The following is a 21,993-nucleotide window of genomic DNA, read 5'->3' as shown; positions in this document are numbered from 1 at the left end:
CTGCCCCCGGGCGCCCGGACCGGGCCCCGGCCCCGGGTGGCTAGGCCGCCGGGACGTCCGTGTGGACGAGGGCGAAGACCGCGCCCTCCGGATCCGCGACCGTGGCCACCCGGCCGCGGACGCCGTCGCGGGGCGGTGCGACGACCCGTCCGCCCAGCTCGGTCACCCGGGCGGCGGCCGTGTCGGTGTCCGCCACCTCGAAGTACGTCATCCAGTGCGGCCCCCGGTCGTGCGGCAGCGACCGGCCGACCCCGTGCACCGCGGCCACCGGCCGGCCGCCCAGGAGCAGGGTCAGGTGGTCGAAGTCGGTGGACGAGGAGGGGTGTTCCTCCGCCTCGTGGCCGAAGACGTGCTGGTAGAACTTGCCGACCGTCGAGGTGTCCTGGGTGACCAGCTCGTTCCACACCGGGGCGCCGGGCACCCCCGCCCGGCGCGTGCCCGGATGGGCCCCGGCCTGCCAGATGCCGAAGATCGCGCCCAGTGGGTCGGAGCAGATCGCCATCCGGCCGGCCGCCCCGGCGTCCAGCGGTCCGACCGCGACCGTCCCGCCGCAGGAGCGGATCGCCTCGGCGGTGGCGTCCGCGTCGTCGGTGGCGAAGTACGTGGTCCACGCCACCGGAAGGTGTCGGTCCGGCGGCATCTCCCCGACGCCCGCCACCTCCTGTCCGTCGAGGAGGGCCCGTACGTACGGGCCCAGCTGGTTCGGGCCCGGCTCGTACTCCCAGCCGAAGAGGTCCGCGTAGAAGTCCTCGGTGTTCCCGAGTCCGTGCACCATCAGGCTCACCCAGCACGGTGTGCCGGGCGGGCGCTGCGAAACCCCCGCTGCCGCCGTCATGTCAGCCGTCTCCTGCCGTCGTGTCCCTGTTCCCCGCTGATGCTTCCACTCCGTGAGACCCGGCGCGCCCCGACCGGGCCGGGTGGCGACGGCCCGGAGCAGAGTGACCGAATCACGGCTGCCCGTCGATGTCCGGCTTGTTACGCGGGGCCGGGCGGGGGAGGAGGATGACCCCATGACTGCGATTCTCTCGGCCTCCGAACTGATGAGCGAGATGGCCGGTTCCCGGCCGCCGGTGCTCCTGGACATCCGCTGGCAGCTGGGCGGCCCCGACCAGCGCCCCGCCTACGAGGCCGGGCACCTGCCCGGTGCGGTGTACGTCGACCTCGACCGCGAACTGGCAGGTCCGCCCGGGTCGGGCGGCCGTCACCCGCTGCCGGACCCGGAGGCCTTCGGTGCCGTGATGCGCCGGGCCGGGGTCCGCTCGGACGTGCCGGTGGTCGTGTACGACGGCGGGCAGGGCTGGGCCGCCGCACGTGCCTGGTGGCTGCTGGGCTGGACGGGTCACCCCGAGGTGCGCGTCCTGGACGGGGGCCTGGCCGCGTGGACGGCCGCGGCCGGTGAGGTAACCGCCGACACGCCCACTCCCGTGGAGGGCGATTTCAAGCCAAACCCAGGGGCTCGGGGGCTGCTGGACGCCGACGCGGCGGCCTCGCTCGCCCGCACGGGACTGCTGCTCGACGCCCGTGCCGGAGAGCGGTACCGCGGTGAGGTGGAGCCCATCGATCCGGTCGGCGGCCACATCCCGGGCGCCGTGTCGGCCCCGACCACGGAGAACGTCGGCCCGGACGGCCTGTTCCTGCCGGCCGAGGCGCTGCGCGCACGGTTCGCCGGGCTGGGTGCCACCGGGGGCGCCGAGGTGGGCGTGTACTGCGGCTCCGGGGTGTCCGGAGCGCACGAGGTGCTGGCCCTGGAGGTGGCGGGAATCGAGTCGGGCCTCTACGCGGGCAGCTGGTCGCACTGGTCCGCCGACCCGGCGCGGCCGGTGGCCACGGGCCCGAACCCCTGACGGGCACGCCGGGCCGGCGCCCCGCCCGGAGCGCCGGCCCGGCGGCTACTCCTGCTTCTTGCGCCGGGTGCCGAAGACGATCTCGTCCCAGCTGGGCACCGCCGCGCGGCGCCCCGGGCGGACCCCGTCGGCCTCGGCCTGCCGGTCCGTCGTTCCGGTCAGCCGGTCGCGGTGGCCCGCGACCGTACGGGGCATCAGCACGTCGGCGTACGCCGTGCCGGCACCGGCCGACGCGGCGGCCGGGGGCTCCTCGCTCTCGGCCTCCTCGGCGGGGACCTCGGCCCGGTCGGTGCGGTCCGGGACCACCAGGTCGCCCCGGAAACTCGGGACCGCTTCCAGCAGGCTGGTCAGCGTGTCCCGCTCCTCCTCCGGTTCCTGGACGGGCACGGGAGCGGCGCGCCCCTCGACCCGTTCGAGCTGCCGGTCGAGGGCTCGGTCCATGGGCCGGTCGAGAGCGCGGTCCAGCGGCCGGTCGAGGGTACGGTCCAGCGGCCGGTCCCGCGGCAGCCGGGCGATCCTCGGCACGAAGGGGAAGGTCGGCTCCGGGGTCGAGGGCAGGTCGTCCGCCTCGCCGATCAGGGAGCGCGCCTCGTCGTCCACGGCCACGACCAGCCGGCGCGGCGGGTCGTACGTCCAGCTCGCGGAGTGCGGTTCGGTGGCCACCCGGTAGACCAGCAGTACTTCCCAGGTGCCGTCGTCGCGGCGCCAGGAGTCCCACTGGACGGAGTCCTTGTCGGCCCCCCGCAGGGTGAGCCGTTCCTGCACGGCCTCGCCGAGCTGCGGCCCGGTGTTCTCGCCGGGGCGGCGCACGGGGGTCTTGCGGGCCCGCTCGGCCATGAAGGCGCGCTCGGCCAGGACGGGGCCCTCGAAGCGGCGGACCCGGTCGACCGGGATGCCGGCGAGCTGCGCGACCTCCTCCGCGGAGGCACCGGCCCGTATGCGGGCCTGGATGTCCCGGGGGCGGAGGTGGCTCTCCACCTCGATCTCGATCTGGTTCAGGCGCGCGCGGTCATTGCGCACGGCAGCCCGCAGCCGCTCGTCGATCGGAAGCGTGTACTCCGTGCTGTCCGCAGCCTTGAGCACCAGTCGTGTGCCGTCATTTGAGACGGCCACGACACGCAGTTCGGGCATGGGGACCTCCCGGGTGGTGCCTGCCGACGTCACGTGCGTCGCTGCTTCCGCTAGTCGAGTGTGGCCTGCCCGGGTGCAGCCTGCCACAACCTTGCCGAGTTAAACCGGCGTGTCGGGCATGCGCCCTTGATCGACGTTATGGCACGGTTACCTGTTGGGCACGCACAGTGACCGAATGGTTACTGTGCGCAGCAGGAGCCCGTGCGATACCGCGGCATCACCGGTCTTGAGTGCCGTTTCTCCATCTGTCGGCCCCCTCTCCCGAGTCCGGACATCCGTAAGGAAGGACGGCCCCAGGGCTCGCCACAGTACTCCATTCGGGCCACCTGGGTGGACCGCCGCGCCGCCGAAGTTGTCCGGGGTGGCGGGAGTTGGGCTGCCCGAAATCGGGTCCGCGAGGGGGCCCACCTGCAAGCCGGTCCGTTTTGGGGTGTCTTGCTTCACAGAATCCCCAGAAGCGGAACTATCCCTTTCGCCCAGGTGTCAGTAACTGCTGGAAGAGGAGAAGCGCGAGAGGCAGGACACACCCGGGATGGCGATGGGTCAGAAGGCGGCAGGGGAAACCGAACCGGAGGAGTCCGGAGGCCGGAAGCTCGATCTGAGCGTCACCCAGATCGCGGGCTCCTCCCTGGCGACGGTCGCGGCGGCCCTGCTCGCCTCGAAAATGGGCGTCTACGGGACCATCCTGGGCGCCGGCGTCGTGAGCGTGGTCGCCACCGCGGGCGGCCCGGTCATCCAGCACGTCTTCCGGCGCACCGGCGACCAACTGCGCGGGAGCGCCCGCGCCGGGGCCGCTCGGGTGCAGTCCTCCGCCGCCGGGCCGGCGCCCGGCCCCGGCGACATCACGGAGGAGTTCGGCGAGGCCACCGTGTACGGCACCCGCGTACGGGGCTGGAAGCGGACGGCGGTGGCCTCCGGGGCGGCGTTCGTCCTCGCCATCGGCGGCCTCGGGACCTACGAGGCCGTCGCCGGCACCTCGATCAGCAGCGACGGCGCCACCCTGCTGTCGGGCGGCACCCGCAAGGCCCCCGACCACCGGCCCGGGGACGGGCGGGACGGCGGCGGCGCCGACGAGCGCGGGGGGAAGGACGGGAAGACCCCCGGGTCCGGCCCCTCCCCGGACCCCTCGGCCTCCCGCGGTTCCGGCGGGCGGAGCCCCGGCCCGGGAGGGACGCCCTCCGCGACGCCCTCGGCCCCGTCGGCCTCCCCGGCCGTCACGCCCTCGAAGTCCGCCGCCCCGCCCGGTCCGACGCCCGGCACCGGCGGCACCGGAACGGGCTCCGGCACCGGCACCGGAACGGGCTCCGGCACCGGAGGCGTTACGGACTCCGGAACCGGACAGGGCGCCGACGGCGCGGAGCGGCCGGGCGGGGGCACCCCCTGAGCGGGGGCGCCCCCCGGGGTTCACTCGCCGAGCACGCGCCGCAGGTAGTCGTTGCCGAACACCCGGTCCGGGTCGAGCCGGTCGCGCAGCGCGGTGAACTCCCCGAAGCGCGGGTAGACCCCGGCGAGGTACTCGGCGTCCCGGGTGTGCACCTTGCCCCAGTGCGGCCGTCCGCCGTGCGCGGTGAAGATGCGCTCCGCGGCCGTGAAGTAGGCCTGGTACGGGGTGCCCTTGTACATGTGCACCGCGATGTACGCGCTCTCCCGGCCCGAGGCCGTGGACAGGGTGATGTCGTCGGCAGGGGCCGTGCGCACCTCCACGGGGAAGCTGATCCGCAGCGGGGAGCGGTCGACCATCGCCTTGAGCTCCCGCAGCGCCTCGACCAGCCGCTCGCGCGGAAGGGCGTACTCCATCTCCACGAAGCGCACCCGGCGCGGGCTGGTGAACACCTTGTACGGGATGTCCGTGTAGGTGCGCGCCGACAGGGCGCGGCTGGCCACCCGGGCGATCGTGGGGACGGCCGCCGGGACGGCGCGGCCCAGCGAGTTGACGGCCTGGAAGACGCCGTTGGAGAGCAGTTCGTCCTCCACCCAGGCGCTGACGGCGCCGGGCGGGGCGGCCGGGCCCTGGCTGCGGTTGTTCCGCTTGGTGTTGCAGTTGCCGGTGTGCGGGAACCAGTAGAACTCGAAGTGCTCGTTCTCCGCGACGTGCTGGTCGAACTCGGCGGTCACCCGGTCGAAGCCCATGGGCTCCTCACGGGCGGTCAGGAAGAAGAGCGGCTCGACCGCGAAGGTGATCGCGGTGACGATGCCCAGGGCGCCGATGCCGAGCCGGGCGGCGGCGAAGACCTCCGGGTTCTCCTTCTCCGAGCAGGCCAGGACCCGGCCGTCCGCGGTGACCAGCTCCAGGCCGCGGATCTGGGCGGCGATCGAGGCCGAGTCGCGGCCGGTGCCGTGGGTGCCGGTGCTGGTGGCGCCCGACACGGTCTGTTCCATGATGTCGCCCATGTTCGTGAGCGACAGTCCCTGGGCGGCCAGGGCCAGGTTGAGGTCCTTGAGGACTGTGCCGGCCGCCACCGTGACCGTCCCGGCGGCCCGGTCGACGGACAGGATCCCGGCCAGGGCCTGAGGCCGTACGAGCACGCCGTCGGTCGCCGCCGCCGCGGTGAAGGAATGGCCGGTGCCGACCGCCTTCACCCGCAGCCCCTCCTCGGCGGCCCTGCGGACCGCCTCCTGGAGCTCCCCGACCGAGGCCGGGCTCACCACCCGCGCGGGCGTGGCGGCGATGTTGCCCGCCCAGTTATGCCACGTGGTCCGCCGGTGCTTCTGCGCTGTTGTCCCCGTCGCCATCGGTGGAAGGCTCCTCCCCTTGCGCCGGCCTCGTCAGCCGGCGGTAACCCGCGAACGCCACCGCCGCCGCGGCCGTCCCCGCCGCGATCGAGACGACGTACCCGCGCTGGGCGCCGGCCGCGTCGATGACGAGGCCGGTCACGGAGGAGCCGACCGCGACCCCGACCGCCAGGCCGGTGCTGATCCAGGTCATGCCCTCGGTGAGCTTCGCGCGTGGTACGTGCGCTTCGATCAGGGCCATCGTGGTGATCATCGTGGGAGCGATGGCGAGGCCCGAGACGAAGAGCGCCACGGCCAGAAACGGAAGGTTCCCGGCCAGTAGGAGGGGGATCATACTCACGGCCATCGCACAGATGCCCAGTACCCACCTGCGTTCTGTCCGGCCCTTGAGATGGAGCAGCCCGAAGACGATGCCGGCCAGGCAGGATCCGGCCGCCCAGATGGCCAGAATGAAGCTGGCGGCGGACTTGTGGCCCTGCTCCTCGGCGAAGGCCAGGGTGGACACGTCGATGGAGCCGAAGATCGCACCGGTGGCCACGAAGGTGGCCGTCAGCACCTGCAGACCGGGGGAGCGCAGGGCCGACGTGTGCTTCGCCTCCGCCCCGCGCGGGTGCGGGGCGGGCTCGGTGGAGCGCTGCGCGGTGAGCAGCCAGACGCCGACGAGCAGGCAGACGGCCGCGATCAGCGGTCCGGCCTCGGGGAACCAGGTGGTGGAGAGTCCGATGGCGAGGATCGGGCCGAAGATGAAGCAGACCTCGTCGACGACGGACTCGAAGGAGTACGCGGTGTGCAGCTCGCGGGGGGAGTCCCGGTAGAGCGTGGTCCAGCGGGCGCGGACCATCGAGCCGACGCTCGGTACGCAGCCCGCGATCGCGGCGAAGACGAAGAGGGTCCAGTCGGGGAGGCCGTTCGCGGCGGCCAGCAGCAGTCCGGCGACCGCGGCGACGGAGACCAGCGTGGCGGGGCGCAGGACCCGGCGCTGTCCGTACTGGTCGACCAGCCGGGAGACCTGGGGGCCGATCACCGCGGCGGCGAGGGCCAGGGTGCCGGTCAGGGCGCTGGCCATCGCGTAGCGCCCGGTGATCTCGGAGATCATCGTCAGGATGCCGACGCCCACCATGGAGATCGGCAGCCGGCCTATGAGGCCGGCGGCACTGAACCCCTTGGTGCCGGGGGCCGCGAAGATCGCGCGATAGGGACTGGGCAAGGTGTCTCCGTAAGGGACGTCGTCGGCCCATACAGGTTACGGCCGCCGTCACGGGACCCGCACGGGGACCGGACGCGGGAGTCCCGTCCGGCCAAGTGAACTTAGGGTCACCTTACCTGCGACGCGTCCGCGATGCGGACCGGGCGGTTCTCCCCGGCGAAGCCCGGGTGGCAGGATTCGAGGCATGTCAGACCAGCTCCGTGCCCCCGAAGCGCCCGTGGCCGAAGGCCTCGCCGCTCCCTACGACGCCCTCCTGCTGCTGTCCTTCGGCGGCCCCGAGGGACCCGACGACGTCGTGCCGTTCCTGGAGAACGTCACCCGCGGGCGCGGGATCCCGCGCGAGCGGCTCAAGGAGGTCGGGCAGCACTACTTCGGCTTCGGCGGCGTCAGCCCCATCAACGGGCAGAACCGCGAGCTGCTGGACGCGCTGCGCAAGGACTTCGCCGGGCACGGGCTGGACCTGCCCGTGTACTGGGGCAACCGGAACTGGGCCCCGTACCTGACCGACGTGCTGCGCGAGATGGCCGCCGACGGGCGCCGCCGCATCGCCGTCCTGGCCACCAGCGCCTACGCCTCATACTCGGGCTGCCGCCAGTACCGCGAGAACCTCGCGGACGCCCTGGCGGCCCTCGCCGAGGAGGGCGTGGCCGAACTGCCCCGGGTCGACAAGCTGCGGCACTACTTCAACCACCCCGGCTTCGTGCAGCCCATGATCGACGGCGTGCTCGCCTCGCTGGCCGGGCTGCCGGACGCGGTCCGCGACGGCGCGCACCTGGTCTTCACCACCCACTCCATCCCGACCGCGGCCGCCGACGCCTCGGGCCCCGTGGAGGAGCACGGTGAGGGCGGCGCCTACGTCAGGCAGCACCTGGACGTGGCAGGGGTGATCGCCGACGCGGTCCGGGCGGAAACGGGAACCGAACGGCCCTGGGAACTCGTTTACCAGTCGCGCAGCGGCGCCCCGCACATCCCGTGGCTGGAGCCCGACATCTGCGACCACCTGGAGGCCCTGCACGGGGCGGGCGCTCCGGCGGCGGTGATGGTGCCGATCGGCTTCGTCTCCGACCACATGGAGGTCCTCTACGACCTCGACACCGAGGCCACGGCGAAGGCCGCCGAACTGGGCCTGCCCGTCGCCCGGTCGGCGACGGTCGGCGCGGACCCGCGGTTCGCGGCGGCCGTGCGCGAGCTCCTGCTGGAGCGGGCCGCGGCGGAGCGGGGCGAGGACGTGGAGCGCTGCGCGCTGGGCCTGCTGGGCCCGAGTCATGATCTGTGTGCCGTGGGCTGCTGCCCGGCGAGGGGGCCCCGGCCCGCCGCCGCGGGCGCGGACAGCCCGTACGCGTGAGGGAGAGGGAACGTGATCCCCGAAGAGTTGAAGGCCGAACTGCTGGAAGTGGCCCGGGAGGCCGCCCGGCAGGCGGGTGAGCTGCTGCGCGACGGGCGCCCCGCCGACCTGGCGGTGGCGGCGACGAAGAGCAGCCCGATCGACGTGGTGACCGAGATGGACATCGCGGCCGAGAAGCTCATCACGGGCCTGCTCGCGGAGCGCCGGCCCGAGGACGGCCTGCTCGGCGAGGAGGGTTCCGACACCCCGGGCACGAGCGGGGTCCGCTGGGTCATCGACCCGCTGGACGGCACGGTGAACTACCTCTACGGGCTGCCGAGCTGGGGCGTCTCCATCGCCGCCGAGTACCACGGCGAGACCGTGGTCGGCGTCGTCGCGGCGCCGATGCGCGGCGAGACGTACCACGCCGTGCTCGGGGGCGGCGCGTGGAAGGGCGGCGAGCGGCTGGCCTGCCGCACCGACGCGCCGCTGGACCAGGCGCTGCTGAGCACCGGCTTCGCGTACGTCCAGACGCGGCGGGCCCACCAGGCGGACGTCGCACAGCGGATCATCCCGCTGGTCCGGGACATCCGGCGGGGCGGCTCGGCGGCGCTGGACCTGTGCGACGTGGCCGCGGGACGCCTCGACGGGCACTACGAGCGCGGGCTCAATCCGTGGGACCTGGCCGCGGGCGAGCTCATCGCCCGGGAGGCCGGCGCGCTGACGGGCGGCCGGCCCGGGGAGCGCGCCTCCTTCGAGCTGACGCTCGCGGCCTCCCCGGCGGTGTTCGCCTCGCTCCAGCCGCTGCTGGAGGAAGCCGGGGCCTGGCACGACTGACGGCACGGAAAGGGCCCCGGCCGCCGAGGACGGCGGCCGGGGCCCGGGTCGAGCCGGTGTTCCGAAGCCGACGGGTCAGGCGGCGGACACGGCGACGCCGTGTTCCGCCGCGAGCCGCTGGAGATCTTCCAGCTCGGCCTGCTCCACATCCGCGAGGTAGTCGTCGCCCGTCTCACGGGCCTTGCTGAGGTCCGTCTGCGTGGCTTTGATGCGCTGCAGAAGACCCGCGGTGAATGCGTCCATGGTGGGTGCGCCCCCTCTTCGTGGGTCGGCGGCGGACGAGCACGGGGCAGTCCGCCGTCAGGGAGTGGTTGGGGTGTGCTGACGTCCTCCCCGGCGCCCAGGTCCCAGAAACCTCGTAAGACGAGGGAATCCTCACCTCCACCCCATCCACACCCCTCATCCACCCCGCACACCCCTCCCCGGACGGGCCTCAGGGGCGCCTTACAGCCGGTTTACGGCCGAAACCGGCAGGATGGAGGCGCAATACACGTGTGCCCTTCTGGGCTCGAAGGAAGGAAACGACGTGCGCGTACTCGTCGTCGAGGACGAGCAGCTGCTCGCCGATGCGGTGGCCACCGGCCTGCGCCGGGAGGCCATGGCCGTGGACGTCGTGTACGACGGCGCCGCGGCCTTGGAGCGCGTCGGGGTGAACGACTACGACGTGGTCGTGCTCGACCGGGACCTTCCCCTGGTGCACGGCGACGACGTCTGCCGCCGGATCATCGAACTCGGCATGCCCACCCGGGTGCTCATGCTCACCGCCTCCGGCGACGTGAGCGACCGGGTCGAGGGCCTGGAGCTGGGGGCGGACGACTACCTGCCCAAGCCCTTCGCCTTCACCGAGCTGACCGCCCGCGTCCGGGCGCTGGGCCGGCGGACGACCGTGGCGCTGCCGCCGGTGCTGGAACGGGCCGGGATCAAGCTGGACCCCAACCGGCGCGAGGTGTTCCGGGAGGGCAAGGAGGTCCAGCTGGCGCCGAAGGAGTTCGCGGTGCTGGAGGTGCTCATGCGCAGCGAGGGGACCGTGGTCTCCGCCGAGCAGCTGCTGGAGAAGGCCTGGGACGAGAACACCGACCCGTTCACCAACGTGGTCCGGGTGACCGTCATGACCCTGCGCCGCAAACTCGGCGAGCCGCCCGTCATCGTGACGGTGCCGGGCTCCGGATATCGGATCTGAGCCGGATGGCCGCGACCCCTGCGCCGCCGGCGGCGCCACCGAAACCGACCTGGGACCCCGGCCAGCCCGAGGGTCCCTTCCCTTGGCTGAGACCGACCATCCGGATACGGCTCACGCTGCTGTACGGCGGCATGTTCCTGATCGCCGGGATCCTGCTGCTGTCGATCATCTACCTGCTGGCCGCCCAGGCGCTGCGGGAGGGCAACGCGCTCCCGTTCAAGATCGTGGGCGGTCAGAAGGTCGAGGTCTCCAGCACCACCTGTTCCGGGGTGGGCATCGACCAGTCGATCGACCAGTTCAACGCCGCCATCGGGCAGTGCATCCTCGACCAGCGCAAGCACGCCCTCGACGACCTGCTGCGCCGGTCGCTGATGGCCCTCCTGGGCCTCAGCATCATCGCCTTCGCCTTCGGCTACGCGATGGCCGGCCGGGTGCTCTCGCCGCTGGGCAAGATCACCCGCACCGCCCGCCGCGTGGTCGGTTCCGACCTGACCCGGCGGATCGAGCTGGACGGGCCGGACGACGAACTGAAGGAGCTGGCCGACACCTTCGACGAGATGCTGGACCGGCTGGAGCGGGCCTTCACGGCCCAGCAACGGTTCGTGGCCAATGCCTCGCACGAGCTGAGGACCCCGCTGGCGATCAACCGGACGCTGCTGGAGGTCCACCTCTCGGATCCCGGAGCCCCGGTGGAGCTCCAGCAGCTGGGCAAGACCCTGCTGGCCACCAACGAGCGCAGCGAGCAGCTGGTCGAGGGCCTGCTGCTGCTGGCCCGCAGCGAGAACCAGATCGTCGAGCGCAAACCGGTCGACCTGGCGGAGGTCGCCTCGCGCGCCATCGACCAGGCGCGCGGGGAGGCTGCCGCCAAGGGTGTGGAGATCCGCGGCGAGCGGGCGCTGGCCGTGGTCCAGGGCAACGGCGTGCTGCTGGAGCGGATCGCCCTCAACCTGGTGCAGAACGCCGTCCGGTACAACGTGCCGGAGGGCGGCTGGGTGGAGGTCACGACCGAGGTCCAGCACGGCCAGGCGGTGCTCCTCGTCTCGAACACGGGTCCGGTGGTTCCCGCGTACGAGGTGGACAACCTCTTCGAGCCCTTCAGGCGGCTGCGTACGGAGCGCACGGGCAGCGACAAGGGTGTCGGGCTCGGTCTGTCGATCGCGCGCTCCGTGGCGCGCGCACACGGCGGCCGCATCCTCGCGACGCCGCGCGAGGGCGGTGGCCTCGTGATGCGTGTCACGTTGCCCCTTTGATCCACCCGGAACCGTGTTCGCTGTCAGCGGAATGGCGGGGTGGGACGATGGATGGTAGTTGTGTGATCGATCACATTGCCGAGTGTCCGGTCATGTGCGTTCAGTGATGCCGGTGAGGCCGGAAAGCCCGGGAAGTCCGGGTTTCCGGCCCCCCTGGTGGCGGGAAATACACGGGGTGGCGTTTGTGCAAGACGGCCCCCGGACCGTGTACGGTCCCGGTCGTCATCCCAGCCACAAGCTCCTTCGGGCGTGCGGCTGGGTGTCGATTGAGTAACAGACCTTGATGTGAGGCAAAATCTCCGCCTCAGGTCGGGCACAAGTCCGGCCTCTCGCGCGTTACGTGCGCTGAGACACCGCTAAATCCCAGAGGGGGAGAGCGAAAAAATGGCAACGGACTACGACACCCCACGCAAGACCGACGATGACGTCGACAACGACAGCATCGAAGAGCTGAAGGCCCGGCGCAGCGAGAAGTCGTCCTCGAACGTCGACGTCGAGGACTTCGACGGCGCCGAGAGCCTGGAGCTTCCCGGTGCGGACCTTTCCAACGAGGAACTGGCCGTCCGGGTCCTCCCGAAGCAGGCGGACGAGTTCACCTGCATGAGCTGCTTCCTGGTGCACCACCGCAGCCAGCTGGCACGGGAGAAGAACGGCCAGCCGATCTGCCGCGACTGCGACTGAGGCTCGGCGGTGACCGGCTCGACGCCCTTTCGGAAGCGACGCTTCCGGAAATCCGGCGGTCCGGCGGAGACGAGCGTGGTGGCCACGGGCCCGGAAACGGGCCCCGGCACCCCCGCCGCCCCGCCCCTCGACACGACCGTCGTGCCCTTCGGCACCGCCCAGGCGGTGCCGCCGGCCACAGCGGCCGACGAGGGGTCCCGGGAGCGCAAGCCCGGGGCCGGCCGGATGCAAGCCGTCAAGAACGGTGTGCGCAAGGGCGGCGAAAGCGCGAAGGCCGCCGCCCTGTACATCGCCGACCGCATCATCGAGAACGCACCGCGCGTTCCGGTCCGGGACCTCGCGACCCTGCGCGCGCAGTTCCCGGGTCTCGACCCCGATCAACTGGCCGACAAGCTGATCGCCGGGGCCGCCCATGCCACCTCGACGGTCGGCGCGGGCATCGGCGCCGCGGCGATGCTGCCGGTTCCGCCCGCCATGCCGGCGGAGCTGGCCGCGGAGATCACCGCCGTCGCCGCGATCGAACTCAAGCTCGTCGCCGAGCTCCACGAGGTCTACGGGCAGCGGCCGCCCGGCGCCCTGAAGGACCGCACCTCCGCCTACCTGACGGCATGGACCGAGGAGCGCGGGATCGACCTGACCAAGCCGACGACGCTGAACGCGGCGCTCGGCGGGCAGATGAAGCGCGAACTGCGCCAGCAGATCATGAAGCGGATGTTCCGCAACCTGCCCAACCTGATGCCGTTCATGGTCGGCGCTGCCGTCGGCGCGGTCATGAACCGCCGGGACACCCGGAAACTCGCCGACAAGGTGCGTACGGACCTGCGCAGACGGGCCGTGCCCTGGGAGTACCTCCCGCAGTCCCCGCCCCTTGACGGCCCCTCCCAGCCCCTTCCCGGGGCACGCAGGCCCGCACTGGAGGGCCCGGAGCGCGAGCGGCACTGAAAGCCCGCCGCCGTAACGCGGTCCCGGACCGCGGACCTGACCCCGGACCGTGACCCCGCCGGGGGACCGGGGCCGCCCTCAGGCGCCGGTGGCCGGGACGTCCTGCGCCGCGCGGATGGCCGCCGCCAGGGCCCGGGGCTCGCGGGTGGACACGTACACGTAGGGCGTCGGGTCCGCCGGGTCGGTGACCTCGACGCGGACCGCCGTGGGCACGTAGCTGCGCATCAGCATGAAGGCGCGGACGTCGGCCTTGTACGTGCGCCAGGCGCGGGCCTCCTCCGCCTCCAGGACCTCCGGTTCGCCGAGCGCCGTCACCGGGATCCGCGCCTCGCCCGCCGCCAGCGAGCCGTTCACCACGCGCACGCGCGCGGAACCGTACGAACTGACCAGCAGCGCCGCCAGTGCCGTTCCGCCGACCAGCCCTGCCAGCAGCGGCAGGGTGCCCAGCGGGAGCAGCGTCAGCGCGCACGCCAGCCCGGTCAGGGCGGCGACGCCCCACCAGGAGCGGGGGGCGGACAGTCGTTCGTCGTGGTGCGCGGGGGAGAGCTGCATACACCCAAGCCTCCCACGAGGCGACCGGCGGGTAGCCGCGCGGGTAAGGTCAGCGGCTGTGAGTGGACGAAACACAGCGTTGACGCCCCCGGCCGATGCCGCCGCGCCGGTCCGGCATCCCGACGCACCGGCACCCGGCGAGCTCCTCGGCGCGCACTACGAACACTGCTTCGGGTGCGGCGGGGGGCAGCCGCACGGGCTCCATCTGGAGGCCCGCGCGGGCGAGGGCGTGCGCATCACCGCCGAGTTCACCGTCAGGCCCGCTCACCAGGGCGCGCCCGGACTCGCCCACGGCGGGGTCCTGGCGACCGCGCTCGACGAGACGCTCGGCTCCCTGAACTGGCTGCTGCGCGTGATCGCGGTGACCGGCCGGCTGGAGACGGACTTCGTGCGGCCCGTGCCCGTGGGCACCGTGCTGTACCTGGAGGCCGAGGTCACCGCCGTCGCCGGACGGAAGATCTACTCCACGGCGGTGGGCCGGATAGGCGGCCCGGACGGCCCGGTCGCCGTCCGCGCGGACGCGCTCTTCATCGAGGTGAAGGTCGACCACTTCATCGACAACGGTCGGCCCGAGGAGATCCGGGCGGCGATGGCCGACCCGGACCAGGTCAGGCGCACCCGCGCCTTCGAGGTGAACCCCTGATGCCCCAGAACAACCACGCACCCCGTCATGACGTCGACGTGCTGATCCGCCGAGTCGACCCCGAGGTGCCCCTCCCGTCCTACGGTCACCCCGGCGACGCCGGCTGCGACCTGGTGACCACGGTCGCCGCCGAGCTGGAACCCGGGGAGCGGGCCGTGCTGCCCACCGGCGTCTCCATCGCGCTGCCCGACGGGTACGCCGCCTTCGTGCACCCGCGCTCGGGCCTGGCCGCCCGCTGCGGGCTCGCGCTCGTGAATGCCCCGGGGACGGTGGATGCCGGGTACCGTGGGGAAATCAAGGTGATCGTGGTCAATCTCGACCCTCGCGAGAGCGTCAGGTTCGAGCGTTTCGACCGCATTGCCCAGCTGGTTGTCCAGCGGGTCGAGAAGGTGCGCTTCCACGAGGTGGAGGAGCTTCCCGGCTCGGCCCGGGCCGACGGGGGGTTCGGCTCCACCGGCGGTCATGCGGCCGTGGCCGGATCCGGCGCTGGTCAGCAGGGTGGGAATGGCTACGCTTCGGTCGTAACCGACCGGGAAGGACAGTGACGTGTTCGGACGTCGCAAGAAGAACGACTCCGTCAAGGACGGCGGCGCGGCCGAGCAGGTCGACGGCGTGCGCGCCGATGAGCCGGCCGATGGACTCGACTCCGCCAAGCCGCGCAGGCTGAACCTGCCTCCGGCCCCGCGTCCCGACGGCCCGTGGGACGTTTCCGAGGTGCCCGGCAACCCGGCCGAGGGCCGGGTCGACCTGGGCGGCATCCTCGTACCCGGTGTCGAGGGCATGGAACTGCGCGTCGAGGTCGCCGGGGACGCGATCGTGGCCGCGACCGTGGTCCTCGGCGACAGCGCGGTGCAGCTCCAGGCCTTCGCCGCGCCCAAGAAGGAGGGCATCTGGGGCGAGGTCCGCGAGGAGATCGCCTCGGGGATCACCCAGCAGGGCGGCATCATCGACGAGGTCGAGGGCCCGCTGGGCTGGGAGCTGCGCGCGCAGGTCCCCGTTCCGCTGCCCGACGGCCAGACGGGCGCCCAGCTGGTGCGCTTCGTCGGCGTCGACGGCCCCCGCTGGTTCCTGCGCGGTGTCATCTCCGGCCAGGGCGCGGTGCGCCCGGAGTCGGCCGGCGTGCTGGAGAACATCTTCCGGGAGACCGTCGTCCTGCGCGGCGAGGGCCCGATGGCCCCGCGCGACCCCATCGTCCTGAAGCTGCCGAACGACGCCCAGATGGTGCCGGACGGTGTGCAGACGGCCGAGGACCAGGAGGGCTCCCGCTTCTCCGGCGGCATGGGCCAGCTGGAGCGCGGCCCGGAGATCACCGAGGTCCGCTGACCGTCGGGGACCCCGGGGGACCGTGAGGTCCCCGGGGCTCCGCTCGTGGCCGGCGGGCCCCGCACTCCACGGTGCGGGGCCCGCCGGCCTTCGTGCTCCCCGGTGCCGGCCCGCCGGCCTTCGTGCCCCACCGGCCCCGCGTGCCGGGCATCCGGCGCGTCAGGGATGCGTCAGGGATGGGTCCGGGGCGACCGATCGGTGCGTGAACTGCGGTGATGTCCCGGAGAATGAGCGCATGGGACGCGGCAGGCTAAGGATCTATCTCGGCGCGGCACCCGGTGTGGGCAAGACGTACGCCATGCTCTCGGAGGGCCACCGCCGGGTGGAGCGGGGCGGCGACTGCGTCGTCGGCTTCGTCGAGCACCACGGGCGGGCGCGCACCGAGGTGGTGCTGCACGGACTCGAACAGGTGCCGCGCAGAGAGCTCGCGTACCGCGGTGCCTCCTTCACCGAGATGGACGTGGACGCGGTGCTGGCGCGGCGGCCGGCCGTCGCTCTGGTGGACGAGCTCGCCCACACCAACGTCCCCGGCTCGCGCAACGTCAAGCGCTGGCAGGACGTCGAGGAACTGCTCCGGGCCGGGATCGACGTGGTGTCCACCGTCAACATCCAGCACCTGGAGTCGCTCGGCGACGTGGTCGAGTCGATCACCGGGGTGCGCCAGCGCGAGACCGTCCCGGACGAGGTGGTCCGGCGGGCCGACCAGATCGAGCTCGTCGACATGTCCCCACAGGCCCTGCGCCGCCGGATGGCCCACGGCAACATCTACCGGCCCGACAAGGTCGACGCGGCCCTGTCGAACTACTTCCGGCCCGGGAACCTCACCGCGTTGCGCGAGCTGGCGCTGCTGTGGGTGGCCGACCGGGTGGACGAGTACCTCCAGGAGTACCGGGGCGAGCACGGCATCCGCTCGACCTGGCAGGCCCGTGAGCGGATCGTCGTCGGGCTCACCGGCGGTCCGGAGGGGCGCACGCTGATCCGGCGGGCCTCCCGGATGGCCGCCAAGGCCTCCGGCAGCGAGGTCCTCGCCGTCTACATCGCCCGCAGCGACGGGCTCACCTCGGCCTCGCCGAAGGAGCTCGCGGTCCAGCGGACCCTGGTCGAAGACCTTGGCGGAACGTTTCACCATGTGATCGGCGACAACATCCCCGAATCCCTCCTGGAATTCGCCCGCGGGGTCAACGCCACCCAGGTCGTGCTGGGCTCCAGCCGCCGCAAGGCCTGGCAGTACGTGCTCGGGCCGGGCGTGGGCGCCACCGTGGCCCGCGACTCGGGTCCCGACCTCGACGTGCACATCGTCACCCACGAGGAGGTGGCCAGGGGCCGCGGGCTGCCGGTGGCCCGCTCGACCGCCCGGCTCGGACGGTCCAGGGTCGTGGCCGGCTGGCTGGTCGGGGTGGTCCTCCCGGCGCTGCTGTGCGTCCTGCTCACGCACATCAACGCGAACCCGGGCCTGGCCAACGAGATGCTCCTCTTCCTGGCCCTGACGGTGGCGGCCGCGCTGGTGGGCGGACTCTGGCCGGCCCTGGCCTCGGCCGCCCTCGGCTCGCTGCTGCTGAACTACTTCTTCGCCCCTCCGGTACACCGGTTCACGATCTCCGACCCGCGCAACATCATGGCCATCGTCGTGTTCTTCGGGGTCGCGGTCTCGGTCGCGTCCGTGGTGGACCTGGCGGCCCGGCGCACGCACCAGGCGGCCCGGCTGCGCGCGGAGTCCGAGATCCTCTCCTTCCTGGCCGGGAGCGTGCTGCGCGGCGAGACCGCCCTGGACGCGCTGCTGGAGCGGGTGCGCGAGACCTTCGCGATGGAGTCCGTGGCCCTGCTGGAGCGGGCCGGGGACGTCGAGCCCTGGACCCGGGCCTGCAGCGTGGGCCCGAACCCGGCCGCCCGGCCCGAGGACGCCGACGTGGACATGCCGATCGGCGACCACATGGCCCTGGCCCTGTCCGGCCGGGTGCTGCCCGCCGAGGACCGCCGGGTGCTCGGCGCGTTCGCCGCCCAGGCCGCCGTGGTGCTGGACCGCCAGCGGCTCGTCGGGGAGGCCGAGGAGGCCCGTCGGCTGGCCGAGGGCAACCGGATCCGGACGGCCCTGCTGGCCGCCGTCAGCCACGACCTGCGGACGCCCCTGGCCTCCATCAAGGCGTCGGTGTCGTCCTTGCGCTCCGATGACGTGGAGTGGTCCGAGGAGGACCGGGCCGAGCTGCTCGAAGGGATCGAGGACGGCGCCGACCGGCTGGACCACCTCGTGGGCAACCTGCTGGACATGTCCCGCCTCCAGACCGGTACCGTGACCCCGCTGATCCGGGAGATCGACCTCGACGAGGTGGTCCCGATGGCGCTGGGCGGCGTACCGGACGACAGCGTGCTGCTGGACGTCCCGGAATCCCTGCCGATGGTGGCCGTGGACCCGGGGCTGCTGGAGCGCAGCGTGGCCAACGTCGTGGAGAACGCCGTCAAGTACAGCCCCCGGGGGCAACCCGTGCTCGTCGCGGCCAGCTTCCTCGGCGACCGGGTCGAGGTCCGGGTCGTGGACCGCGGGCCCGGGGTGCCGGACGAGGCCAAGGACAGGATCTTCGCCCCCTTCCAGCGGTACGGGGACGCCCCGCGCGGCACCGGGGTGGGCCTCGGGCTGGCCGTGGCCCGGGGCTTCGCCGAGGCGATGGACGGCACCCTCGCCGCCGAGGACACGCCCGGGGGCGGGCTGACAATGGTGCTCACCCTGCGCGCGGCGACCCGGGACGCCCCGGCCGCGGACGGGGCGGAGGCCGTGGGGGCGGCCTCCGCGGCACGCGCGGGACAGACACCGGCCCCGGCTCCGAAGGGAGCTGGGGACCACTCCGAACGACAGAAAGCAGGACCCCAATGACCCGGGTGCTCGTGGTGGACGACGAGCCGCAGATCGTCCGAGCCCTCGTGATCAACCTGAAGGCGCGCCGGTACGAGGTCGACGCCGCGGCCGACGGGGCCCAGGCCCTGGAACTCGCGGCGGCCCGCCACCCCGACGTGGTCGTCCTCGACCTCGGCCTGCCCGACATGGACGGGGTCGAGGTGATCAGGGGGCTGCGGGGCTGGACCAGGGTGCCGATCCTGGTGCTCTCCGCCCGGCACAGCTCCGACGAGAAGGTCGAGGCCCTCGACGCGGGCGCCGACGACTACGTCACCAAGCCCTTCGGCATGGACGAGCTGCTGGCCCGCCTGCGCGCGGCCGTGCGCCGGGCCGAGCCGGCGGCCGGGGCGGCCGAGGACGAGGTGGTGGTCGAGACCGAGGGGTTCACGGTGGACCTCGCCGCCAAGAAGGCGGTGCGCGAGGGACGCGACGTACGCCTCACCCCCACCGAGTGGCACCTGCTGGAGGTGCTGGTCCGCAACGGCGGGAAGCTCGTCAGCCAGAAGCAGCTGCTCCAGGAGGTCTGGGGGCCCTCGTACGGGACGGAGAGCAACTACCTGCGGGTCTACATGGCGCAACTGCGCCGCAAGCTGGAGGCCGACCCCTCGCATCCCCGCCACTTCATCACCGAACCGGGCATGGGATACCGCTTCGAGAGGTAGCGGGGGCGCCGGTAGGCTTCCGGTATGAGTGCTGAACCGCGTCCCGAGAAGCCCGCGAAGCCGGCCCGGCCGGCGGGCCGGTTCCGCCGGATGATCGAACGGCTGTCCACCTCCCAGGAGGAGCTGCATTCGGCGGAGCTGCAGGAGGACGCAGAAGCCGCGGGGTGCACGCGGATCTGCGACTGCCACGACCGCCAGATAGTCAAGGTGACCGGAACCCTGCGTACGGTCACCCTGCGTCCGAGGGCGGGCGTCCCCGCCCTGGAGGCGGAGCTGTTCGACGGCTCGGCCCCGCTCGACGTGGTGTGGCTCGGACGTCGCTCGATCGTGGGAATCGAACCCGGGCGGCGCATGATCGCCTCCGGGCGGATCTCGATGAGTCATGGGCGCCGGGTCCTCTTCAACCCGAAGTACGAACTCCGACCGCTCGGACAGGAGCACTGACCGGTGACGTCATTCGACCGCTCGTCCCCCCCGCCGAATCCGCAGGACCCCGCGGCCGACCAGAAGGCCGTGACGCAGGCGGCCCTCTTCGACGCGTTCGGCGGCATCCGGGGCACCGTGGAGACGATGCTCCCCGGCCTGCTCTTCGTGATGATCTACACGATCAACAAGGACGTGAGGTCCTCGGCCATCGCGGCGGGCGCGGTGGCCGTCCTGCTGGTGATCGTCCGGCTGCTGCGCAAGGACACCGTCAAACACGCTTTCAGCGGTGTGTTCGGCGTGGGCGTGGGCGTGGCCTTCGCCCTGTTCACGGGCAGCGCCAAGGGCTTCTACCTGCCGGGCATGATCTACGGTGCCGGCCTGGGCGTGGCCTTCACGCTGTCGGCGCTCGTGGGCTTCCCGCTGCTGGGCGTGATCCTCGGACCGGTCTTCAAGGAGAACCTGTCCTGGCGCACCCGCAACCCGGGGCGCAAGAAGGCCTACACCAAGGCCAGCCTGGCCTGGGGCATCATCTTCCTCGCCAAGTACGCGATCCTCTTCCCGCTGTACTGGTGGGGTGACGCCACGCAGCTGGGCTGGGTGCTGATCGCGCTGAAGCTGCCGCCGATGGTGCTGGCCGTGTACTTCACCTGGGTCTTCCTCGCCAAGGCGCCGCCGCCGATCGACGTCATCGCCGAGTACGAGGCCGAGGAGGCCGCGGAGAAGGCGGCCAAGGCCGCCGCGCGCGAGCGGGGCGTCTGACACCGTCCGCGCCCGGCGCCCGGCGCCCGGCGCTTGGCCACGGCCACGGACACGGCGAAGGGGCGGGGAGACCGGATGGTCTCCCCGCCCCTTCGCCGTACGGGTACCTCAGTGACGGGCCTGGAGGAGGTCCTCCAGCTGCTCCTCGCGGGCCTGGGCGGCCACGAAGAGGAGCTCGTCGCCGGGCTCCAGGGTCTCCTCGCCGTGCGGCGTGAGCACCCGGTTGCCCCGGATGATCGTGACGAGCGAGGTGTCCTCCGGCCAGGAGATCTCGCTGATCTGGGTGCCCGCGACCGAGGAGTCGGCCGGCAGGGTCAGCTCGACGAGGTTGGCGTCGCCGTGACTGAAGCGCAGCAGCCGTACCAGGTCGCCGACGCTGACGGCCTCCTCGACGAGGGCCGACATCAGGCGCGGGGTGGACACCGCCACGTCGACGCCCCAGGACTCGTTGAAGAGCCACTCGTTCTTCGGGTTGTTGACCCGCGCCACGACCCGGGGGACCCCGTACTCGGTCTTGGCGAGGAGCGAGACGACCAGGTTGACCTTGTCGTCACCGGTGGCGGCGATGACCACGTTGCAGCGCTGCAGCGCGGCCTCGTCCAGCGAGGTGATCTCGCAGGCGTCGGCCAGGAGCCACTCGGCCTGGGGGACCCGCTCCACCGAGATGGCGGTCGGCGCCTTGTCCACGAGGAGCACCTCGTGGCCGTTCTCCAGCAGCTCGCCCGCGATGGAGCGGCCCACGGCGCCGGCTCCGGCGATCGCGACCCTCATGCGTGTGCCTCCTCGGGCCCCTCGGCGAAGGCCGCCTCAACCTTGTCGATCTCGTCCGTGCGCATCATCACGTGGACGAGGTCGCCCTCCTGCAGGACCGTCTGCGAAGTCGGCAGCATCGCCTCGCCCAGGCGGGTGAGGAACGCGACACGCACGCCCGTCTCCTCCTGGAGCTTGCTCACCTTGTGCCCGATCCAGGCGGCGGAGGTGTGCACCTCCGCGAGCTGCACACCGCCGCTGGGGTCGCGCCACAGCGGCTCGGCACCCGAGGGCAGGAGGCGCCGCAGCATCTGGTCGGCGGTCCACCGCACGGTCGCGACGGTGGGGATGCCGAGGCGCTGGTAGACCTCCGCGCGCTTGGGGTCGTAGATGCGGGCGGCGACGTTCTCGACGCCGAACATCTCCCGGGCCACGCGGGCGGCGATGATGTTGGAATTGTCACCACTGCTGACCGCGGCGAAGGCGCCCGCGTCCTCGATCCCGGCCTCCCGCAGGGTGTCCTGGTCGAAGCCGACCCCGGTGACCCGGCGGCCGCCGAAGGAAGCCCCGAGCCGGCGGAATGCGGTGGGGTCCTGGTCGACGACCGCGACCGTATGCCCCTGCTGTTCCAGGGTCTGCGCGAGGGCGGAGCCCACTCTTCCGCAGCCCATAATGACGATGTGCACGGCCGTCCTTCCGGCTGACAGCGGCTCGCTGGTTACCAGCCTCATTGCATGCTCTGGCTAAACAGGGTCTCAGACCATGGCCCAAGCTACACACGGGCGGTCACCAGTGTGGCCTTTTGGGGTTCGTGGGGTGCCGTATTGGGGGCCCGTCGCCACGGATAAGGGGGCGGGGGGTT

Annotated in this window: 23 protein-coding genes; 15 read left to right on the top strand and 8 right to left on the bottom strand. The window is 72.5% G+C overall.

The features are described 5' to 3' along the window. Positions 1–40: 40 nt before the first annotated feature. The gene (locus tag OG295_RS08285; RefSeq protein ID WP_371676302.1) at positions 41–835 is read right to left on the bottom strand and encodes a VOC family protein; all 795 of its coding nucleotides are present in this window, start codon (positions 833–835) and stop codon (positions 41–43) included. A gap of 175 nt (positions 836–1,010) precedes the next feature. Between OG295_RS08285 and OG295_RS08280 the strand changes: the two genes are divergently transcribed. Beyond that, positions 1,011–1,844: a sulfurtransferase gene (locus OG295_RS08280; protein ID WP_371676301.1), complete on the top strand. Its 834-nt coding sequence runs from the start codon at positions 1,011–1,013 to the stop codon at positions 1,842–1,844. 45 nt (positions 1,845–1,889) lie between these two features. On the opposite strand, the gene sepH is transcribed toward OG295_RS08280, so the two are convergent. Continuing rightward, the gene (sepH, locus tag OG295_RS08275; protein ID WP_371676300.1) at positions 1,890–2,975 is read right to left on the bottom strand and encodes a septation protein SepH; all 1,086 of its coding nucleotides are present in this window, start codon (positions 2,973–2,975) and stop codon (positions 1,890–1,892) included. A 532-nt stretch (positions 2,976–3,507) separates the two neighbouring features. Here sepH and OG295_RS08270 point away from each other — a divergent pair. Then, a complete protein-coding gene (locus tag OG295_RS08270) occupies positions 3,508–4,359 on the top strand; it encodes a hypothetical protein (protein ID WP_371676299.1) in 852 nt (283 codons plus the stop codon). A gap of 20 nt (positions 4,360–4,379) precedes the next feature. Here the strand turns inward: OG295_RS08270 and OG295_RS08265 are convergent, their stop codons facing one another. Both OG295_RS08265 and OG295_RS08260 read right to left on the bottom strand, forming a co-directional pair. Next, positions 4,380–5,708 carry a D-arabinono-1,4-lactone oxidase gene (locus OG295_RS08265; RefSeq protein WP_371676298.1) on the bottom strand — a complete coding sequence of 443 codons (1,329 nt, stop codon included), beginning with the start codon at positions 5,706–5,708 and terminating at the stop codon, positions 4,380–4,382. Then, complete coding sequence (locus OG295_RS08260) at positions 5,659–6,915, bottom strand: MFS transporter (RefSeq protein ID WP_371676297.1); 1,257 nt, start codon at positions 6,913–6,915, stop codon at positions 5,659–5,661. Before OG295_RS08260 ends, OG295_RS08265 begins: the two co-directional genes overlap by 50 nt. 184 nt (positions 6,916–7,099) lie before the next feature. Between OG295_RS08260 and OG295_RS08255 the strand changes: the two genes are divergently transcribed. Further along, complete coding sequence (locus OG295_RS08255) at positions 7,100–8,260, top strand: ferrochelatase (protein ID WP_371676296.1); 1,161 nt, start codon at positions 7,100–7,102, stop codon at positions 8,258–8,260. A 12-nt stretch (positions 8,261–8,272) separates the two neighbouring features. Further along, positions 8,273–9,076 carry an inositol monophosphatase family protein gene (locus OG295_RS08250; protein WP_371676295.1) on the top strand — a complete coding sequence of 268 codons (804 nt, stop codon included), beginning with the start codon at positions 8,273–8,275 and terminating at the stop codon, positions 9,074–9,076. A gap of 75 nt (positions 9,077–9,151) precedes the next feature. On the opposite strand, the gene OG295_RS08245 is transcribed toward OG295_RS08250, so the two are convergent. Beyond that, complete coding sequence (locus tag OG295_RS08245) at positions 9,152–9,319, bottom strand: hypothetical protein (RefSeq protein ID WP_371676294.1); 168 nt, start codon at positions 9,317–9,319, stop codon at positions 9,152–9,154. 283 nt (positions 9,320–9,602) lie between these two features. Here OG295_RS08245 and OG295_RS08240 point away from each other — a divergent pair, with 283 nt between their 5' ends. The 4 genes from OG295_RS08240 to OG295_RS08225 all read left to right on the top strand — a co-directional run bounded on the left by OG295_RS08240 (position 9,603) and on the right by OG295_RS08225 (position 13,129). Next, positions 9,603–10,256, top strand: coding sequence for a response regulator transcription factor (locus OG295_RS08240; RefSeq protein WP_030235203.1), 654 nt, complete (start codon positions 9,603–9,605; stop codon positions 10,254–10,256). Between the two features lie 5 nt (positions 10,257–10,261). Then, entirely contained in the window at positions 10,262–11,506 is a 1,245-nt protein-coding gene (locus OG295_RS08235; protein WP_266842925.1) for a HAMP domain-containing sensor histidine kinase, read from the top strand. Between the two features lie 384 nt (positions 11,507–11,890). Further along, positions 11,891–12,187, top strand: a complete 297-nt coding sequence (locus tag OG295_RS08230; protein WP_030235196.1) for a DUF4193 domain-containing protein — start codon at positions 11,891–11,893, stop codon at positions 12,185–12,187. Between the two features lie 9 nt (positions 12,188–12,196). Then, complete coding sequence (locus OG295_RS08225) at positions 12,197–13,129, top strand: hypothetical protein (RefSeq protein WP_371676293.1); 933 nt, start codon at positions 12,197–12,199, stop codon at positions 13,127–13,129. A 78-nt stretch (positions 13,130–13,207) separates the two neighbouring features. Here the strand turns inward: OG295_RS08225 and OG295_RS08220 are convergent, their stop codons facing one another. Continuing rightward, positions 13,208–13,681, bottom strand: a complete 474-nt coding sequence (locus tag OG295_RS08220) for a DUF3093 domain-containing protein (protein ID WP_371676292.1) — start codon at positions 13,679–13,681, stop codon at positions 13,208–13,210. 58 nt (positions 13,682–13,739) lie between these two features. Between OG295_RS08220 and OG295_RS08215 the strand changes: the two genes are divergently transcribed. From OG295_RS08215 to OG295_RS08185, 7 genes are all read left to right on the top strand, one after another. Then, complete coding sequence (locus OG295_RS08215) at positions 13,740–14,324, top strand: PaaI family thioesterase (protein WP_371676291.1); 585 nt, start codon at positions 13,740–13,742, stop codon at positions 14,322–14,324. After that, on the top strand, positions 14,324–14,869 hold the full coding sequence (gene dut, locus OG295_RS08210) for a dUTP diphosphatase (protein ID WP_371676290.1): 546 nt from the start codon (positions 14,324–14,326) through the stop codon (positions 14,867–14,869). Before OG295_RS08215 ends, dut begins: the two co-directional genes overlap by 1 nt. Position 14,870: 1 nt before the next feature. Beyond that, a complete protein-coding gene (locus OG295_RS08205; RefSeq protein ID WP_371676289.1) occupies positions 14,871–15,647 on the top strand; it encodes a DUF3710 domain-containing protein in 777 nt (258 codons plus the stop codon). Between the two features lie 235 nt (positions 15,648–15,882). Continuing rightward, positions 15,883–18,513, top strand: a complete 2,631-nt coding sequence (locus OG295_RS08200) for a DUF4118 domain-containing protein (protein ID WP_371676288.1) — start codon at positions 15,883–15,885, stop codon at positions 18,511–18,513. After that, a complete protein-coding gene (locus OG295_RS08195) occupies positions 18,510–19,196 on the top strand; it encodes a response regulator (RefSeq protein ID WP_371676287.1) in 687 nt (228 codons plus the stop codon). The genes OG295_RS08200 and OG295_RS08195 overlap by 4 nt, the downstream gene beginning before the upstream one ends. A 24-nt stretch (positions 19,197–19,220) precedes the next feature. Continuing rightward, positions 19,221–19,640: an OB-fold nucleic acid binding domain-containing protein gene (locus OG295_RS08190; RefSeq protein ID WP_078950496.1), complete on the top strand. Its 420-nt coding sequence runs from the start codon at positions 19,221–19,223 to the stop codon at positions 19,638–19,640. 3 nt (positions 19,641–19,643) lie between these two features. Next, a complete protein-coding gene (locus OG295_RS08185; RefSeq protein WP_030235156.1) occupies positions 19,644–20,381 on the top strand; it encodes a DUF3159 domain-containing protein in 738 nt (245 codons plus the stop codon). Positions 20,382–20,489: 108 nt separating this feature from the next. On the opposite strand, the gene OG295_RS08180 is transcribed toward OG295_RS08185, so the two are convergent. Both OG295_RS08180 and OG295_RS08175 read right to left on the bottom strand, forming a co-directional pair. Continuing rightward, positions 20,490–21,152: a TrkA family potassium uptake protein gene (locus tag OG295_RS08180; RefSeq protein ID WP_266842943.1), complete on the bottom strand. Its 663-nt coding sequence runs from the start codon at positions 21,150–21,152 to the stop codon at positions 20,490–20,492. Then, positions 21,149–21,817: a TrkA family potassium uptake protein gene (locus OG295_RS08175; RefSeq protein ID WP_266842945.1), complete on the bottom strand. Its 669-nt coding sequence runs from the start codon at positions 21,815–21,817 to the stop codon at positions 21,149–21,151. The genes OG295_RS08180 and OG295_RS08175 overlap by 4 nt, the downstream gene beginning before the upstream one ends. Positions 21,818–21,993: the final 176 nt, after the last annotated feature.

This window comes from Streptomyces sp. NBC_01276 (genome assembly GCF_041435355.1).
GTDB lineage: Bacteria > Actinomycetota > Actinomycetes > Streptomycetales > Streptomycetaceae > Streptomyces.
The sequence above is the reverse complement of the archived record's forward strand: the minus strand, read 5'-3'. Positions and strand labels throughout refer to the sequence as shown.

What these genes read in the sequence shown, in the direction of transcription:
- OG295_RS08285 (WP_371676302.1), bottom strand. Translation starts at nt 835, where the DNA reads ATGACGGCGGCAGCGGGGGTTTCGCAGCGCCCGCCCGGCACACCGTGC.
- OG295_RS08280 (WP_371676301.1), top strand. Translation starts at nt 1,011, where the DNA reads ATGACTGCGATTCTCTCGGCCTCCGAACTGATGAGCGAGATGGCCGGT.
- sepH (WP_371676300.1), bottom strand. Translation starts at nt 2,975, where the DNA reads ATGCCCGAACTGCGTGTCGTGGCCGTCTCAAATGACGGCACACGACTG.
- OG295_RS08270 (WP_371676299.1), top strand. Translation starts at nt 3,508, where the DNA reads ATGGCGATGGGTCAGAAGGCGGCAGGGGAAACCGAACCGGAGGAGTCC.
- OG295_RS08265 (WP_371676298.1), bottom strand. Translation starts at nt 5,708, where the DNA reads ATGGCGACGGGGACAACAGCGCAGAAGCACCGGCGGACCACGTGGCAT.
- OG295_RS08255 (WP_371676296.1), top strand. Translation starts at nt 7,100, where the DNA reads ATGTCAGACCAGCTCCGTGCCCCCGAAGCGCCCGTGGCCGAAGGCCTC.
- OG295_RS08245 (WP_371676294.1), bottom strand. Translation starts at nt 9,319, where the DNA reads ATGGACGCATTCACCGCGGGTCTTCTGCAGCGCATCAAAGCCACGCAG.
- OG295_RS08235 (WP_266842925.1), top strand. Translation starts at nt 10,262, where the DNA reads ATGGCCGCGACCCCTGCGCCGCCGGCGGCGCCACCGAAACCGACCTGG.
- OG295_RS08230 (WP_030235196.1), top strand. Translation starts at nt 11,891, where the DNA reads ATGGCAACGGACTACGACACCCCACGCAAGACCGACGATGACGTCGAC.
- OG295_RS08220 (WP_371676292.1), bottom strand. Translation starts at nt 13,681, where the DNA reads ATGCAGCTCTCCCCCGCGCACCACGACGAACGACTGTCCGCCCCCCGC.
- dut (WP_371676290.1), top strand. Translation starts at nt 14,324, where the DNA reads ATGCCCCAGAACAACCACGCACCCCGTCATGACGTCGACGTGCTGATC.
- OG295_RS08200 (WP_371676288.1), top strand. Translation starts at nt 15,883, where the DNA reads ATGGGACGCGGCAGGCTAAGGATCTATCTCGGCGCGGCACCCGGTGTG.
- OG295_RS08195 (WP_371676287.1), top strand. Translation starts at nt 18,510, where the DNA reads ATGACCCGGGTGCTCGTGGTGGACGACGAGCCGCAGATCGTCCGAGCC.
- OG295_RS08190 (WP_078950496.1), top strand. Translation starts at nt 19,221, where the DNA reads ATGAGTGCTGAACCGCGTCCCGAGAAGCCCGCGAAGCCGGCCCGGCCG.
- OG295_RS08180 (WP_266842943.1), bottom strand. Translation starts at nt 21,152, where the DNA reads ATGAGGGTCGCGATCGCCGGAGCCGGCGCCGTGGGCCGCTCCATCGCG.